This window comes from Nostoc sp. UHCC 0870, assembly GCF_022063185.1.
Lineage (GTDB): Bacteria > Cyanobacteriota > Cyanobacteriia > Cyanobacteriales > Nostocaceae > Trichormus.
Window position 1 is genome coordinate 202,501 of sequence record NZ_CP091913.1, and the last position, 15,653, is coordinate 218,153.

The 15,653-nt window shown below is 40.1% G+C and carries 14 protein-coding genes and 2 rRNA genes (1 of these 16 running past the window's edge); 9 read left to right on the forward strand and 7 right to left on the reverse strand.

Annotated features, from left to right (window positions below; all coding sequences use genetic code 11):
- From L6494_RS00875 to L6494_RS00900, 6 genes are all read left to right on the forward strand, one after another.
- Positions 1-17 (forward strand): 23S ribosomal RNA (locus tag L6494_RS00875); it begins 2,815 nt to the left of the window's first position.
- A 67-nt stretch (positions 18-84) separates the two neighbouring features.
- A 5S ribosomal RNA gene (gene rrf, locus L6494_RS00880) occupies positions 85-202 on the forward strand.
- Between the two features lie 349 nt (positions 203-551).
- Positions 552-2,459: a Mu transposase C-terminal domain-containing protein gene (locus tag L6494_RS00885; RefSeq protein ID WP_237991009.1), complete on the forward strand. Its 1,908-nt coding sequence runs from the start codon at positions 552-554 to the stop codon at positions 2,457-2,459.
- A 5-nt stretch (positions 2,460-2,464) separates the two neighbouring features.
- The gene (locus L6494_RS00890; RefSeq protein WP_237991010.1) at positions 2,465-3,433 is read left to right on the forward strand and encodes an ATP-binding protein; all 969 of its coding nucleotides are present in this window, start codon (positions 2,465-2,467) and stop codon (positions 3,431-3,433) included.
- Positions 3,434-3,479: 46 nt separating this feature from the next.
- Positions 3,480-3,737, forward strand: a complete 258-nt coding sequence (locus tag L6494_RS00895) for a hypothetical protein (protein ID WP_237991011.1) — start codon at positions 3,480-3,482, stop codon at positions 3,735-3,737.
- A 151-nt stretch (positions 3,738-3,888) separates the two neighbouring features.
- Complete coding sequence (locus L6494_RS00900) at positions 3,889-4,044, forward strand: hypothetical protein (protein ID WP_237991012.1); 156 nt, start codon at positions 3,889-3,891, stop codon at positions 4,042-4,044.
- Here L6494_RS00900 and L6494_RS00905 read toward each other — a convergent pair.
- From L6494_RS00905 to L6494_RS00935, 7 genes are all read right to left on the reverse strand, one after another.
- On the reverse strand, positions 4,038-4,742 hold the full coding sequence (locus tag L6494_RS00905) for a M48 family metallopeptidase (protein ID WP_237991013.1): 705 nt from the start codon (positions 4,740-4,742) through the stop codon (positions 4,038-4,040). The genes L6494_RS00900 and L6494_RS00905 overlap by 7 nt on opposite strands.
- A 102-nt stretch (positions 4,743-4,844) precedes the next feature.
- Entirely contained in the window at positions 4,845-7,073 is a 2,229-nt protein-coding gene (locus L6494_RS00910) for a type I restriction endonuclease (RefSeq protein WP_237991014.1), read from the reverse strand.
- A gap of 39 nt (positions 7,074-7,112) precedes the next feature.
- Positions 7,113-7,391, reverse strand: coding sequence for a type II toxin-antitoxin system Phd/YefM family antitoxin (locus L6494_RS00915; protein ID WP_237991015.1), 279 nt, complete (start codon positions 7,389-7,391; stop codon positions 7,113-7,115).
- A 65-nt stretch (positions 7,392-7,456) separates the two neighbouring features.
- Positions 7,457-8,089, reverse strand: coding sequence for a restriction endonuclease subunit S (locus L6494_RS00920; protein ID WP_237991016.1), 633 nt, complete (start codon positions 8,087-8,089; stop codon positions 7,457-7,459).
- A 34-nt stretch (positions 8,090-8,123) separates the two neighbouring features.
- Positions 8,124-10,967: a type I restriction-modification system subunit M gene (locus L6494_RS00925; RefSeq protein WP_330911083.1), complete on the reverse strand. Its 2,844-nt coding sequence runs from the start codon at positions 10,965-10,967 to the stop codon at positions 8,124-8,126.
- A gap of 6 nt (positions 10,968-10,973) precedes the next feature.
- The gene (locus L6494_RS00930) at positions 10,974-11,183 is read right to left on the reverse strand and encodes a type I restriction-modification system subunit M N-terminal domain-containing protein (RefSeq protein WP_237991017.1); all 210 of its coding nucleotides are present in this window, start codon (positions 11,181-11,183) and stop codon (positions 10,974-10,976) included.
- Between the two features lie 197 nt (positions 11,184-11,380).
- Complete coding sequence (locus L6494_RS00935) at positions 11,381-11,545, reverse strand: ribbon-helix-helix domain-containing protein (RefSeq protein WP_010996845.1); 165 nt, start codon at positions 11,543-11,545, stop codon at positions 11,381-11,383.
- Positions 11,546-12,394: 849 nt separating this feature from the next.
- Here L6494_RS00935 and L6494_RS00940 point away from each other — a divergent pair.
- From L6494_RS00940 to L6494_RS00950, 3 genes are read left to right on the forward strand one after another with little or no spacing between them, the layout of a single operon-like run.
- Positions 12,395-14,254, forward strand: a complete 1,860-nt coding sequence (locus L6494_RS00940) for a transposase family protein (RefSeq protein ID WP_237991018.1) — start codon at positions 12,395-12,397, stop codon at positions 14,252-14,254.
- Positions 14,255-14,257: 3 nt separating this feature from the next.
- Positions 14,258-15,112, forward strand: coding sequence for an AAA family ATPase (locus tag L6494_RS00945; RefSeq protein ID WP_237991019.1), 855 nt, complete (start codon positions 14,258-14,260; stop codon positions 15,110-15,112).
- Complete coding sequence (locus L6494_RS00950) at positions 15,066-15,626, forward strand: TniQ family protein (protein ID WP_237991020.1); 561 nt, start codon at positions 15,066-15,068, stop codon at positions 15,624-15,626. Before L6494_RS00945 ends, L6494_RS00950 begins: the two co-directional genes overlap by 47 nt.
- Positions 15,627-15,653: the final 27 nt, after the last annotated feature.

A 15,653-nucleotide genomic window follows, 5' to 3' on the forward strand; every position in this document is an offset into this window, starting at 1 on the left:
ACCGAGGGCTTGACCTCACAACAATTAATCATTCATCTTCTCGCTTTTCTTGCAGTCTTCAGGGTCTCTGACCCAACGGTTTTTCCTGGTGCTTATGGCGCGATGGCACCACACTGACCCCATCCCGAACTCAGAGGTGAAACATTGCTGCGGCTACGATAGTTGGAGGGTTGCCTCCCGCCACAATCGCTCAGTGCCAGGTTCTATTTTTAACTACGATACAAAAAGTCATCCCCGCTAATTATGGAGGGTGACTTTTTGTTTGGCTAGTATTTTTTATATGTTGAAACAACACCTTGAGCTTCTAATACAGATGCGACTTGTAAAATAAACGCTTCATTGTAGGGTTGTCCATTAAATAATTATTGTCCACTTTAAAGAATTTTTGTCATCTTTGCATTGAAGAATAACAATCGCCAAAAGCCTTTATTAGTAAAGGCTTTTGGCGATTTTGTCATCAAATCACTCAATCAAAAATTTTTAAATCAAATGATGTCATAAATAGTGTAAAATTTTAAAGTAAATTATGTCATATTTTTCAAGAGTAGCTTATGCCCAGAAAGTCTACCAGTCAAGCCTTTTCAGTATTTGAGACTGAAGACACAGCACAAACTGAGGAAAAAGAAACAGAGTATCTACTAGTTAACGAAGAATCACCAGAATATCTCAAAAAAGTGGACTTGATCGATGCTATTCGTCAAGCACCTAACAAAGCAGCTCGTAGGGAGGCGATCGCAGATGCAGCGAAAGCTCTGGGTAAAAGCACTCGAACCATTAAGCGCATGATAGAGAAAGTTGAACAAGTAGGAGTGGCAACTCTAGCTGTTGGACGCAAGGATAAGGGACAGTATCGTATTTCCAAGCAGTGGCATGATTTTATTGTGAACCTTCATAAATGGGGTAACAGAGAAGGTTCTCGGATCAATCACAATCAGATTTTTGGATATTTAAAAGCTTTAGCTTCTCAGGAAGAAAAGCTGCGACAACAGAAATATAATGAAAAATTTAAGGAATACTCACAGGTAAGAGAAGATTTAATAATAGGAAATTACCCTTCTCATGTCACTGTTTATAAAGTCATTAATTCCTATTTAGAAGAAAAACATAGTACAGTTCGTCATCCTGGTTCACCTATAGAAGGACAAATTATTCAAACAACTGAAGGTATTTTAGAAATAACCCACAGTAACCAGATTTGGCAGATAGACCATACTAAATTAGATATTTTGTTAATTGATGGAGAAGACAAACAAGTTATTGGTCGTCCATACATCACGTTGGTAATGGATAGTTATTCTGGTTGCGTTACAGGTTTTCATTTAGGGTTTGAAGCTGCTGGCTCACATGAAGTTGGTTTAGCTCTGCGTCATGCAATTCTGCCAAAGCACTACGAAACAGAATATGAGCTTCAAGAAATATGGGAGATTTGTGGAATTCCTGAATATGTAGTGACAGACCGTGCCAAGGAATTTAAGTCAGAACATTTAAAACAAATTTCACTACAATTGAATTTTATACGACGTTTGCGTGCTTTTCCTCAAGCGGGTGGTTTAATTGAATCGATATTTGACAAGATTAATAAAGAAATCCTGTCATTATATGGTGGATACACTGGTTCCAGTATTGAGGAACGTCCACCAGAAGCAGAAAGGACTGCCTGTCTGACGCTGGATGAGCTAGAGAAAAGATTAGTGAGATATTTTGTAGACCACTATAATCGTCATGATTATCCAAGGGTCAAAAATCAAAAACGTATTGAGCGATGGAAATCAAGTTTTCTGCTAGAAGAACCTGAACTTATCGATGAACGTGAATTAGACATTTGTTTAATGAAAATTGCGATTCGCAATGTAGAGAAATATGGTTCTGTAAACTTTCTTGGTTGGGTATATCAAGGCGATTGCTTGCTAAATTATGGAGGCAAGCAAATTTCTTTAAGATATGACAAGCGTAATATTACAACAGTTCTTGCTTATACTCGACCTATTAACGGTGAACCAGGAGAGTTTCTTGGTATTATACAAGCTAGAGATTGTGAACGGGAAAGGATGTCTCTGGCTGAATTGAATTACATTAAGAAAAAATTGCGTGATGAAGGTAAAGAAATTGATAATTCTTCTATTTTGAACGAGCGGCTATCTAGATTTGAAGATGTTGAACAAACTCGTAAGGAGCGACGCAGACAACGCCAGAAAAAAGCTCAACAAAAACACGAGGTTAAGACTAACAAGTCCAAAGTAGTCGAATTATTTCCTGAAAATGAAATACCAGAAGAAGTTACAACTTCAGAAGAAAATTTAATAAACACCAGTTTTGACGCAGATTCACCAAACATTGTAAATTCGATAGATAAGCAATTTACACAGAATAAACCTGATGCTAATGAAATAAGTAAAGCTAGACGACGACCTAGAGTAGATGTCAAAGATTGGAATCAATTCATGAGGGATAATTGGTAAGTGCAATGTCAGAAACAAATTTAGCCCAAGCGAATCCGGAATTTCAGCAGCAGTCTAATGCAGGTTTTCAAACTGCTGAGGAACAGAGGCGATCGCCTGAAGTCCAAACTGAGGTTGAGCGGATTGGTAAAGCTAACACTTACCTTCCCCTAGACCGTGATACAGAATTGTTTGACTGGCTTGATGACCAACGTGATGCAAAACTCTGTGGTTATGTTACCTCCGCTACTGGTTCTGGCTTATTAAAAGCCTGCCAACTGTACAGGACGCAATACGTAAAACGAAGAGGAACGCTGTTAGAAATCCCTGCAACTGTTCTCTATGCAGAAATTGAGCAGCATGGTGGCCCAACCGATTTGTACTGCTCTATTTTGGAAGAAATTGGTCATCCGCTTGCTTATGTTGGAACACTGCGAGATTTGCGATCGCGTGCATGGGGAACTCTTAAAGGATACGGTGTCAAAATACTCATCATTGGTAATGCCGACTACTTAACGTTGGAAGCTTTTAATGAGCTAATTGATGTTTTTACCAAAATGCGAATCCCCGTTATCTTAGTTGGGACTTACTATTTAGGGGACAATATTCTTGAACGGGCAAGTCTCCCATACGTGCGCGTTCATGACTCATTTTTAGAGTCTTATGAGTTTCCTAATTTAATTGAAGAAGAAATTAGTGAAGTCGTAGACGATTGGGAGATAAAATTTCTGCCAGAACATCGTCGATTAAATCTTACGCAAATTGATAGTGCAATTTCTTATTTACGAATCAAGTCTGGAGGTTTGATTGAGCCTTTGTATGATTTGCTTCGTAAGATTGCAATACTAAAAGGCGATCGCATGGTTTGGCGACTGGGCGATAAGCCTGACGGCATGGCTACGCTTACCGCCTTTGTTTTGTTACTATATTGTAGTTACTTGTTACTACTAAAACAAGACCGTTACTACAAAATTTTTCAAACCCTGCAAAATTGAGGTAAATAGAGTTATTACAGATTTAAGGTTTGAAACGATAACTAACATGGTAAAGCGTCAGACAACAAAGCTGAACAATCAAATCATCGTCAGAATGGATGATGAGACGAAGGAAGCTTTTATGGATAAAGTTCAGTCTGAAGGGAAAACAGCTTCGGAATTAATTATGGGATGGATTCGTTCTTACCTTGCGGAAGAACGTCACGAAACGCCAGATTTAACCAAAATGCACAATGAATTGGAGAATCTCAAGCAGCAAGTTGCATTAATTCAGAACGAACTCTTGGAAAAAACCGCAGCCTGAGAGATGAAAATGATTCTCTCAGGCGATGGATAGACGAAATTATTAATTCTGCACCCAGGATTCCAAAAGACCCGTCAGACACATGACGGGTTTGGTTTTCTTAAGGGTAAATTTTGTTATTACTAGTATATATAAGTAGTAACTGATAAGAGTGTTTGCGATCGCTCAAATTATTACTCTTTGTATCTCAGCTTTTATAGAAATTCCTGTAATTCTTTCAATGATGAGTGTAATGACGGCAAGTATAACTGAAGTGCGATCGCCTGCTCCTTATAAACAAAATCTGGCTGAAAGTCTAACTCAATAACTTCCAAGGGGGGAACGGTTTAATTCATCCTTGTAAAATTTCCAATTGGGCAGAAATTTATTCATCAAAGCTACGAAGCGATCGCCATGATGACGTTCTAACAAATGTACCATTTCGTGAACTACGACATACTCTAGACAAAGCTTGTCTTTTTTGGCTAGTTCCAGGTTGAGCCAGATGCGTTTGGCTTGAATGTTGCAAGTACCCCATTTGGTTTTCATCAGTTTTATCCCCCAGTCTTCAACCTGAACACCTATGTTCTTTTGCCATTTGGCGATTAATGGGGGAATCTCCTGTTTTAGTTGCTGTCGATACCAGGACATCATCACTTGTTGGCGTTGCGCTTCATTACTTCCTGGCTTGATATAAAGGTCAATATATGTATTGTTTCTAATTTCTACTTTGGGAGTTCCCTGACAATAGATGACATTTAATAAATAGCGTTTACCTTGAAAATAATGGCTTTCACCAGAAACAAATTCTCTTGGTGATTGGCGTTCTTGTGTGGCAAAGTTAGCTTGATGCTTTTTAATCCAGGCTAATTTGGAGATAGCGAATAAACGCACAGCTTGGTCATCCAGGTGTAAGGGTGTGGCGATACGTACTCGACCATCAGGGGGATATACTGCCAAGTGTAGGTTTTTAATATTTTTTCTGGCAACGTCTATGACGAGTTCACCGACTGTTATTTGGTGCATTTTAATACTCGCTTTGGCTTTTGACTATTTCAAAAATGCGTTCTACATCTTCTGGCAAATTTAGATATTGTTTAATGACATTTTTCACTTCGCGTTCTTTGATTATGCTTCCTCGCCAACTATCTTTTTTGGTTTTGCGAATTGCTCATCTATCGCTAGAGCTAATACTTCATCTTGATTAAGGTTGTCATATAAAGCCCTTTTAGCGGCAGAGTTCAATGATTGAGGATACTGTGATGAGTTGCTAGGTTGAGCAACTTGTTTACTTAACGCAACAATTTTCTGCAAATAGGCTTTATAGTCTTGGCTGGCTGCTTTCCGTGCTTGGATTAACTCATCCAGCAGTGTGGACATTTTGTCGAAATATTTCGGGTTGGTTGGTTGTTGATCGATAATGACTTTGCGTAAGTTGTTTTCGATGGTTTCTGCTACAGCTTTTTGGTTTTGTTTGATGCCTTTGGGTAGTGCGTCAACTGCATTGGCACCGCGTTCGACAATCAACTGAATTAGTGTCATGTCGTCGAAGGCGGAAATTATTTCGCTGTCTTCTGCACCGATGTAGGTATCAATCAAGTGACGCATGGCGGGTTCGTAGGCTTTCAAGTCAATGTAATCGCCACTGGCTAACTTTACTTCTGCGCGTACCTGTTCGTAATGCTTAACTTCTTGTTTAATTACTTCAGTTTCTGCCTTGCTGTATCCTGCTTCTGCCATGTCATTGGATAAATTAGCATAGGCTCGAACTAAAGCTGAAGTGTATTTATAAAGGGCAATGCGCTGTTGTTGATTTTTTTTGATGATATCTGGGTTTTCAGAATCGGCACCGCAGAAATAGCGAATATAGGCATGGGTATCACGAGGTCGCTCTACAGGTTCGCATAGGGCTTTGATGCTTTCTCTCACATCTTCTAGGCGTTCTCTGCCTTTGGCGATTCTATCACTTAATAATCCATCAATGTCGTCTGGTTCGTAGTCTTCAAATGCTTCGCTGGTGTAATCGTTAATTGATTTTTCTAGGCTTTTAAATAGGTCTTTGTAGTCGATGATGTAGCCATATTCTTTATCTTCACCATCCAAGCGGTTAACGCGACAAATGGCTTGAAATAGTCCGTGGTCGCGCATGGTTTTGTCGATGTAGAGATAAGTAGCAGAAGGTGCATCGAATCCTGTCAGCAACTTATCGACTACAATCAGCAACTTCATTTGCGCTGGTTCTTCGACAAATTTCTTTTTAACGTCATCTTCAAATACTTCTGGTGGTTTACCGTTGAGCATTTTTTGATAAATTTCGTACTGGCGTAATTTTTCCGTCAGTTCCTCTTCTCCTGTACTTTTGCCTTTGATGTCTTTCGGGGAAGGTTTGTAGGAGGTGACAATGGCACATTTGCTAAAACCAGCACTTACGAATAACTCGTAATATTTACAAGCTTGGTAAATGCTACCAGAGACGAGCATGGCGTTACCATGACCACTTTGCAAGCGGTCTTTAGTTCTGCCTTGAGTGTGCCAGATAATACCCCCTTCCCGGCGACGGAGGTAAGATTGGGCAGCATTAACCCCAAAATACTGATTGTGGCGGCAAACTTTTTTAATACCCCTGTCAAAAACAATAAAGTCGTGAATTAACTCTAAAAAGCGTTTTTTGGTGCAGAGTTGCAGCAGGTGTTTATCTAAAGGGTTGGCGATGTCATTGTTAGTATCTTCTTTCCAGGTGAGGAAGTATTTTTCTGGGGTTTCAATTGTGGCGTAGCGGAGTCCTTCGGTGTCGTTACCTGCCATGACAAACTGCATGGTATTAAAGAAGGATTTAATAAATATGGATTTTTGGTTATCGAGGTTTTGGCGGATGCCTTCAGATACGGAAACGGTACTGCGTTTAAGTTCGAGTACACCGATCGCAATACCATTAACATAAAGTACGATATCTGGGCGTTTGGTGTTTTCGCCTTTAACTGTGACTTCTTCTGCGATCGCAAAATCATTTTCTAGAGGTTCTTCCCAATTTATCAGCCAAACGGTTTGGGTGTTCTCGCCAACTTCTTCTTTGACATTAACCCCATAGCGCAGGAGGCTATAAACTTGTTTGTTGATGTCATAAAGGCTTTTGGTTTGGTCGCCTGCGACTTTGTTGAGTTCATACAAGGCTTTGGTGATGAGGCTGTTGCTGTAGCCTTGTTTGTCGCGTAGGAAGGTGCTGAGGATATCGGTTTCGATGTTGCTGTTGTTCAGTCGGTCTTGCCAATTACCCAGATAGCGATAGTTTAATTGTTGCTGGAATATCTGCACGATGCGGTTTTGGGTTTGGCGTTCTGGTTGTCCGACTTGGTTCATCAAATTTCCCCCATTGTCTGAATCACGGATTGATACGGATTACAAGATGGCACAGATTCTAACTCCGTGTAATCCTTTAATCTGTCTAATCCGTGATTCAGACGTTTGAGGGATAACTGGAGCAATCACGTCTCCCAATATTTCGCCGCTACCCTTCATTGCTCCAAATGCTGGGCGTTGGGGTTGAGGGGTGGCAGGATAGATAATAACTAAGGGTTCTCCGTCATGGGTGACGGTTACAGGTGTTTTAGTGCGTTGTATTTCTGTAAATATTTGTTGCAGGGTTTCAGGTAGTTCGCTGGTAGCAGTGTGTTCCATAGTAAGGTTTAACTTTTGTTCTTGCTTCTATTCTAGAGATTGGCGGTTGAAAACCCTAACGTTAATCAAGAACTGCTAATTAGTCTCGTTTTTCCGGTGAGAAGTTCTTGCATCATGCCCTGTTTTATGGCTTTGTATTTATCGCGCTTTTGTTCTAAGGCTGTAATTTCTGCATCCATATCGCTGAGGATTTGCGCGATCGCTTTTTGTTCTGGGAGAGAAGGCAAATATGCTTTGTAATTTCCTATAGCTTCTTGTGTTATCCCAAAAAAAGTTGAGCCTGACTTATTAAGGTCAACATAGTCTGCAAACTGCTTAGAACTCAGTTGGTAAAACAGAAATTTAGGTTCATAAGTATGATTTAGCGGACGAAAAACAAGCAAGTGACTATTTAACGATGCTTTGCCAGGAAATGGTATATTTTCTACATACAGTAATTTCCCAATAGTGCCGTCTTTAGTCATTAAAATGTCATCTTCTTTTAATTGAATATTTTTTGCTTCTTGATATCTTTTTTCGGGAATATGGTATACCTCCCCCCATCTAATTTTTCCATCCTTAAAATTCATGCCTGTAATCAAAAAAGGATCGCCTTCATTAAAAGTAAACTCTTCTTGCTTTAAGCCTTGCCAACCGATACGCCCATTCATAGAGCTAACAGTTTTTAAGGGTTTAATTATCCAATCTTCAGGAATCACTCCCACCTCAGTCTGCTTATAGCTGTACCCATCACTAAAACCAGGCTTTTTTGCCCGTGAGGAGTTCCTGCATCGTGCCTTGCTTGGTGTTGCGCTTTTTGGTGATTAGCCGATCGCACTCTGTAATCAAGGCATCGACATCGCTGAGGGATTGGGCGATCGCTTTTTGTTCGGGAAGCGGCGGAAGGGGAATCTTTAAGCCTTCAATATGATTAAGAAATAAATTTGCTTGAGCGCCTTGATTTAAACTTTGTAAAATTTGAATTTGTCCAACTCTGGATTGTAAAATATATTGAATAAAATAACTATTTACTTTAGCTTTATCTGGTTTTATAAGTGCAGCACTTCTAACCATTACACATTCAAGTCCAGACGGTACAATTGATACTCGTCCAATAGTTCCAGAACAGGACAGAACTATATCATCAGGTTCTGGGTTACATCTTTTTCTTATTCTTTGATATTCATCTTCACCAACAAAATCTACATCAGTCAAATCAATGCGTCCATTATGAATATTCCTTGCTGATAGTAAATAGTACCCTTCAGTAGTCCTTCTTGGGGTAGCGTGTTCACCGTCAGTTATTTTTTTAGCAATCTCAGATATATAATAAACTTCCCAATCATTAGGAATAATCCCCACCTCAGTCTTTTTATAACCTTCTGGTATGTCCATGCTCATCACCACACCATCCCCATTTTTTTGAAGATGAGCCTCAACCTTAGTTGTCAAATCCTCAAACTGAGTTGTCAACTGTGGTAAAGGTTTCTCATATCGTTCTGCCAATTCCTTAATCCTCTGCGCCAACCGTTGCGAAATTCGATCCATCTCTGAAGCGATCGCCTGTCTTAACGCCTGCATCCACTTATCATCAACTACTAGGTTTTTAATTTCATCCTCTGTTAATTCCCGATATTTTTTTAACCCCTGATTATGTAAAGATTGGGTAGCCTCTTTAATTTCTTTATTAAGTTCCGCTTCTGACTCAATCAATTTTAAATAAGACTTTAGAACTTTCAACTCATCCACATCCGCAAAAAGAGGATTTTTCTGAATTTCCTTAATGCGAAGATTGATGTTCGCTTTAGTGATTTTCCCACTATCGTTAGTGACTTCTTCCAGCAAACCCTCCTCACCGCCATGTTCTTCTTGCAGTTCCTCCTGCTGGCGGACAAATTCATCCTTTTTCGTTTCCAAAGTTTCAATTGCTGCCTGTTCAGTTTGAAAATAGCGGTTAATCATCAACTCCTTGGGAATCAGTTCGCAGACATAATCTGTTACTACACCTTTCTTATTCGTCACCGCCGTCAGTTCTGCCTTCCAGCCATCTTCTACCAAAATATAAACATCGTCCTTCATGCTTTCCACCCAATAGGTCATTAGGTGCTGGTAAACATCGTATTTATCAATCAGACTTTTACCCGTAAACCCTTGCAGCAAGTCTTCCGAGAGCGCGTAAATAATCGCCTTGGGCTTATCTCCCGGCTGGATGGCTTTGAGCAAAGGCGTGTGTTTCCCTTGCCACGTCTCAAAAACCGCTTGAATGTCTTTCCCATAGCTGATAAATTCAGGATGGGTAAAAATACAAGCTTTGACTTCTGAACCTGGAATTTTGAGCATCAGGTATCCTGGGCGATTCGCTGCCTCAAATAATTCCTGTTGCAGCGTCGGGTAAACCTGCCAGTAATCGCTCAAAGCTTCAATATCTCGCTTCGGTATCCCCCCCAACAGATGCGCCTCAATATCCTGTATATCTTCTTCTTCCTGAGAGTCGATATAACGCGGAATATTCAGGTTGTACTCATTCCCCTCAATTTCCTGAACTGGAACCATCCGCGAATACTTCGCCACCTCAAGCTGTTTGTTGAAGACATCAACAATTTTATGAATGTCCTGCTCCCGCAGACGGTTTTTATTGCCGTCTTTAACAAACCCCTTGCTGGCATCAATCATAAAAATGCCTTGGCGATTCTCGGCATCTTCCTTGTCTAACACAATAATGCAGGCAGGAATCCCCGTCCCATAAAACAGGTTCGGCGGTAGTCCAATAATCCCCTTGATAATGCCCTTGCAAATGAGATTTTTCCGAATATCCGCCTCCGCATTCCCCCGAAACAGCACCCCATGCGGCAGAATAATCGCCCCTTTGCCATTACTTTTCAGGGAGCGCACCATGTGCAGCAAAAAAGCATAGTCCCCATTTTTAGCCGGAGGGATACCATAGTTATCAAATCGTTGAAACTCATCCTTAGCTGGATCAAGTCCATTACTCCAAGCCTTAGAGGAAAAGGGAGGATTAGCCACAGCAAAATCAAAAGTTTTCAGGCTACCATCGGCATCTTTGAAATAAGGACTTGATAAAGTATTATCCTGCCAAATCTCAGCAGTAGGGTGTCCGTGCAGGATCATGTTCATCCGAGCCAAGGCGCGGGTAGCGTTATCCATCTCTTGCCCGTAGATAGTTAAGCCCCGTTCCGCTTCATCCGCCGACTTTAACAACAGAGAACCACTACCACAAGTCGGATCGTAAATCGTCTGACTCTGGCTTTGGGCTGAATTAACGCCAATAACTTGAGAGATGACACGGGACACTTCCGCCGGAGTATAAAATTGACCCTTGCTTTTACCCGATTGCGTGGCAAAGTTCCGCATCAGGTACTCATAAGCATCGCCTAAAATATCATCACCATCAGCACGGTTCTTACTAAAATTCAAAGCAGGGGTTTCAAAAATTGCCACCAAGTTGGAAAGCCTATCCTGCATTTCCTTACCTCTGCCCAGCTTGTCGGCATTATTGAAATCAGCGACATCAATGACACCTTTTAAATCATTGGCTTCGGCTAACTTGGTAATAATTGTGTTGATACGATCTCCGATATCTTTCTATCCTTTGAGAGCAACAATATCCTGAAATCCGCCACCTTCAGGCACTTCAATTAGCGCATCTGCGACCCCAGCATATTTATCAGATACATATTTAACAAATAATAATACCAGTACATAATCCTTATACTGCGAGGCATCCATACCACCCCGCAGTTCATCACAGCTTTTCCATAACGAACTATAAAGTTCACTTTTCTTAATTGCCATTTTGTGTAGCCTTTAAAAGACCTCCCCTGATCAACTTTGCCAGACGTTCTCAAGCCCGTCTGACACTTTGCCTTGAAGTTTTTACATTGTGCAAAGAACCAATAACATACCACGCACAAGGACTTAGCTCATGTAGTGGCTGAGGATATATCGTATCCCAGGAATGCTCAAGTTGGCGTAAATGCAACAGCTACATATTATTGCGGTGGATTCTGCTTCTCTCGCTCTTCAACTGCCTTACTGACAATTCGCACCACAAGATTACTGATGGGACGGTCTTCTTCCTGCGCCCATCTCACCAAAGCATCGTGGATATCTTTGGGGAAATATATCGAAGTTTGCACGCGATCGCTCTGGCTCATTAATTTTTAAAACATTTATCGCCAGTTCATCATAACCCCACTACCTTGTTACAAGGCTAAATAATGTTTAACAATGTTTTACAAGGTTTGCAAATGTTCCGTGATAAACTTAAAACATTGTTGAACATTAAATAAAGGTTCAGCAATGTCAAATTCGGCTATATCTTGAAAGTCCAAGCTATGCGCCACTTAAGTAATATTTGCTACTTAGCTTGTATTAATTTTGAGCAGCTTTCTTCTCTGCAAAGTTGTCAGCAGATTTTGCCGATACTGCCACAACGCCGAAATTTTTAGATGGCGATCGCATCAAGTGGCGATCGTTGTCTGGTGAAGGTAAATAGGTGATTGGTTTTAATCACACAAATAGAAAAGGGTGTATTTGCTGGAGATATTGTCACTATGAGCCGCGATCTTAAAAAGGGTTTCAAGAGTCCAAGCCTAAGAACTATACGATGTCATCTACATACCAACGAAGATGTACTTCGTAAAGTATGGGAAGAAATGACTCAAAAAAATACTCCTTTAATTGTTGAATTGCTGAAGAGTGTGAGCGAACAACCAGAATTTGAAGCTAATAAAGATGTACATTCGCTAATTAAATGTCGCAATTCGCATATAGTGTCGCAATAGCATCTAAATGACTGAAACGTTTGTCCTGCAAGAATTATAGGCTATCTAATAGAACAGAAAATAAATTTGTTTAATTCGCATTTTCTATGTCGTAAATCCTGTATTCTCACATTAAATGTCGTTTGTTAATATTTAGGCGTTTTTCAAATTAAATGTCGCATTCTTAGTCAATTAATGGTACATTAGTACCTTAATTATTCATGAGTGTTTTTCACTCCAATGGCAGACAAACAATTTGAATTCACGGAAGAATTAACGCAGACTCCAGATGCTATTTTTCTTGACAAGAGTAATTTTGTTGTAGATCCATCCCAAATTATTCTGGAAACATCAGATAGGCATAAACTGACATTTAATCTGATCCAGTGGCTTGCTGAATCACCGAATCGCACGATTAAGTCTCAGAGAAAGCAGGCTATTGCAAATACTCTTAGTGTTTCTACTCGCCAGGTAGAACGTCTCCTCAAGCAATACCATGATGACAAGTTATCAGAATCATCAGGAGTACAACGCTCAGATAAGGGAAAACATCGAGTCAGTGAAGACTGGCAAGAATTTATCAAAGCAATTTATGAAGAAAGTATTAAAAACAAACATCCAATTTCACCAGCATCTATAGTTCGCGAAGTAAAGCGACACGCGATCGTTGACCTGAAGCTGGAACCAGGAGATTATCCTCATCAAGCTACTGTTTATAGGATTTTAGAGCCTCTAATTGCACAACATAAACAGAAGACGAAAGTCAGAAATCCGGGTTCAGGATCTTGGATGACAGTTGTAACACGAGATGGACAGCTACTGAAGGCTGACTTTAGTAACCAAATTATTCAATGCGACCATACCAAACTGGATATTCTCATAGTTGATAGTGATGGTAATTTATTGTCTGACCGTCCTTGGCTAACCACTATTGTGGATACTTATTCAAGCTGTATTGTTGGTTTCCGCTTATGGATCAAACAACCAGGTTCTACAGAGGTGGCTTTAGCTTTAAGACACGCTATTTTGCCCAAAAACTATCCTGATGATTATAAGTTAAATAAAGTTTGGGAGATATGTGGAACTCCTTTTCAATATTTTTTTACTGATGGTGGAAAAGATTTTCGCTCAAAACATCTTAAAGCCATTGGAAAGAAACTAGGATTTAAGTGTGAACTACGCGATCGCCCTCCTGAAGGCGGTATTGTAGAACGCATTTTTAAAACTATTAATACTCAAGTTCTCAAAGATTTACCTGGTTATACAGGGGCAAATGTTCAGGAACGACCCAAAAATGCAGAGAAAGAAGCGTGTTTGACAATACAAGATATAGACAAGATCCTAGCTAGTTTCTTTTGTGATATTTATAACCACGAACCATATCCCAAAGATCCCCGCGAAACAAGATTTGAGCGATGGTTTACAGGAATGGGAAGAAAACTACCTGAACCTTTGGATGAGCGAGAATTAGATATCTGTTTGATGAAAGAAGCTCAACGAGTTGTTCAAGCGCATGGATCTATACAGTTTGAGAACCTGATTTATCGAGGAGAATCACTCAAGGCATATAGAGGTGAATTTGTAACACTTAGATATGATCCAGATCATATCCTGACTTTATATATCTACAGTTGCGAAACTAATGATAATGGAGAAGATTTCTTGGGCTATGCTCATGCCGTCAATATGGATACCCATGATTTGAGTGTAGAAGAATTGAAAGCCTTGAATAAAGAGCGAAGTCAAGCTCGTAAGGAGCATTTTAACTACGATGCCTTATTAGCATTAGGTAAACGGAAGGAACTTGTAGAGGAACGTAAAGAAGACAAAAAGGAAAAAAGACGCTCAGAACAAAAGCGTCTACGTTCAGCTTCCAAGAAAACCTCAAATGTTGTTGAACTGAGGAAAAGTAGAGCTAATGTTTCTTCAAAGAAAGATGACAAACTGGAACTATTGCCAGAGAGAGTTTCAAGGGAAGAACTACAACTTCAAAAAATAGAACTGCAACCAGAAGTATCTGGTCAAGCTGACACTCAAGAGCAGGAGAGACACAAGCTGCTTATCCCTAAGCGTAAACAACATTTGAAGAAGATTTGGTAATTTATGGCGCGATCGCAACTTGCTATTCAGTCCTCCGTTGAAACCTTAGCTCCTGAGCTAGATTTAAATGCTCAACTTGCTAAAGTCGTTGAAGTTGAAGAGATATTCAATAATTGCTTCATACCAACTGATCGTGCTTCAGAATATTTCAGATGGTTAGATGAGTTGCGAATATTGAAACAATGCGGTCGAGTAATTGGCCCCAGAGATGTGGGGAAAAGCCGAGCGTCTCTTTACTATCGGGAAGAGGAAAGGAAAAAACTTTCCTATGTAAGAGCTTGGTCAGCATCAAGTTCCAAGCGTCTATTTTCGCAAATTCTTAAGGATATTAACCACGCAGCTCCAACAGGTAAGCGGGTAGATTTACGTCCAAGATTGGCTGGTAGTCTTGAATTATTTGGGATAGAACAGGTCATTATTGACAATGCTGAAAATCTCCAAAAAGAAGCACTGCTAGACCTCAAGCAACTTTTTGATGAATGTCATGTCCCTGTCGTCTTAGTTGGAGGACAGGAGCTAGATAAAATCTTGATCGATTTTGATTTGTTGACTAGCTTTCCAACACTGTATGAGTTTGACCGCTTAGAATACGATGATTTTAAGAAAACACTAAGTACAATTGAATTCGATATTCTGGCTCTGCCTGAAGCTTCTAATTTATCTGAGGGAACTATATTTGAGGTTCTAGCTGAAAGTACAGGTGCGCGGATAGGACTGCTAGTCAAAATACTCACTAAGGCAGTTTTACATTCACTCAAGAATGGCTTTGGCAAAGTTGATCAGGGCATTTTAGAAAAAATCGCTAGTCGGTATGGCAGAAAATACATTCCCCCAGAAAACAGAAATAGCAATAAATGAAGATGATGAAATTCTGCCAAGGTTGGGCTATGTTGAGCCATACCCAAATGAAAGCATCAGTCATTATCTGGGACGCTTGCGCCGATTTAAGGCTAACAGTCTTCCTTCAGGATATTCTTTAGGAAAAATTACTGGTCTTGGTGCTATCACAACGCGATGGGAGAAGCTTTATTTCAATCCATTTCCGAGTCTTGAGGAATTAAAAGCTTTGAGTAAGCTGATTGGTGTGCAGGTCGAGAGGTTATATGAGATGCTGCCACCAAAGGATATGACTATGAAACCCAGACCAATTCGGTTATGTGGTGCTTGCTATGCAGAAGCTCCTTGTCACCTCATTGAGTGGCAGTATAAGGATAAACTTAAATGCGATCGCCACAATTTACGCTTATTAACAAAATGTACTAATTGTGAAACACCTTTCCCAATTCCCGCAGATTGGGCAGAAGGTGAATGCCCTCATTGTTTTTTGTCTTTTGCTAAAATGGCGAAGCTTCAGAAAAAGCTTTCAAAGTAGTGTGATCAATAGACAATCGCACTACCA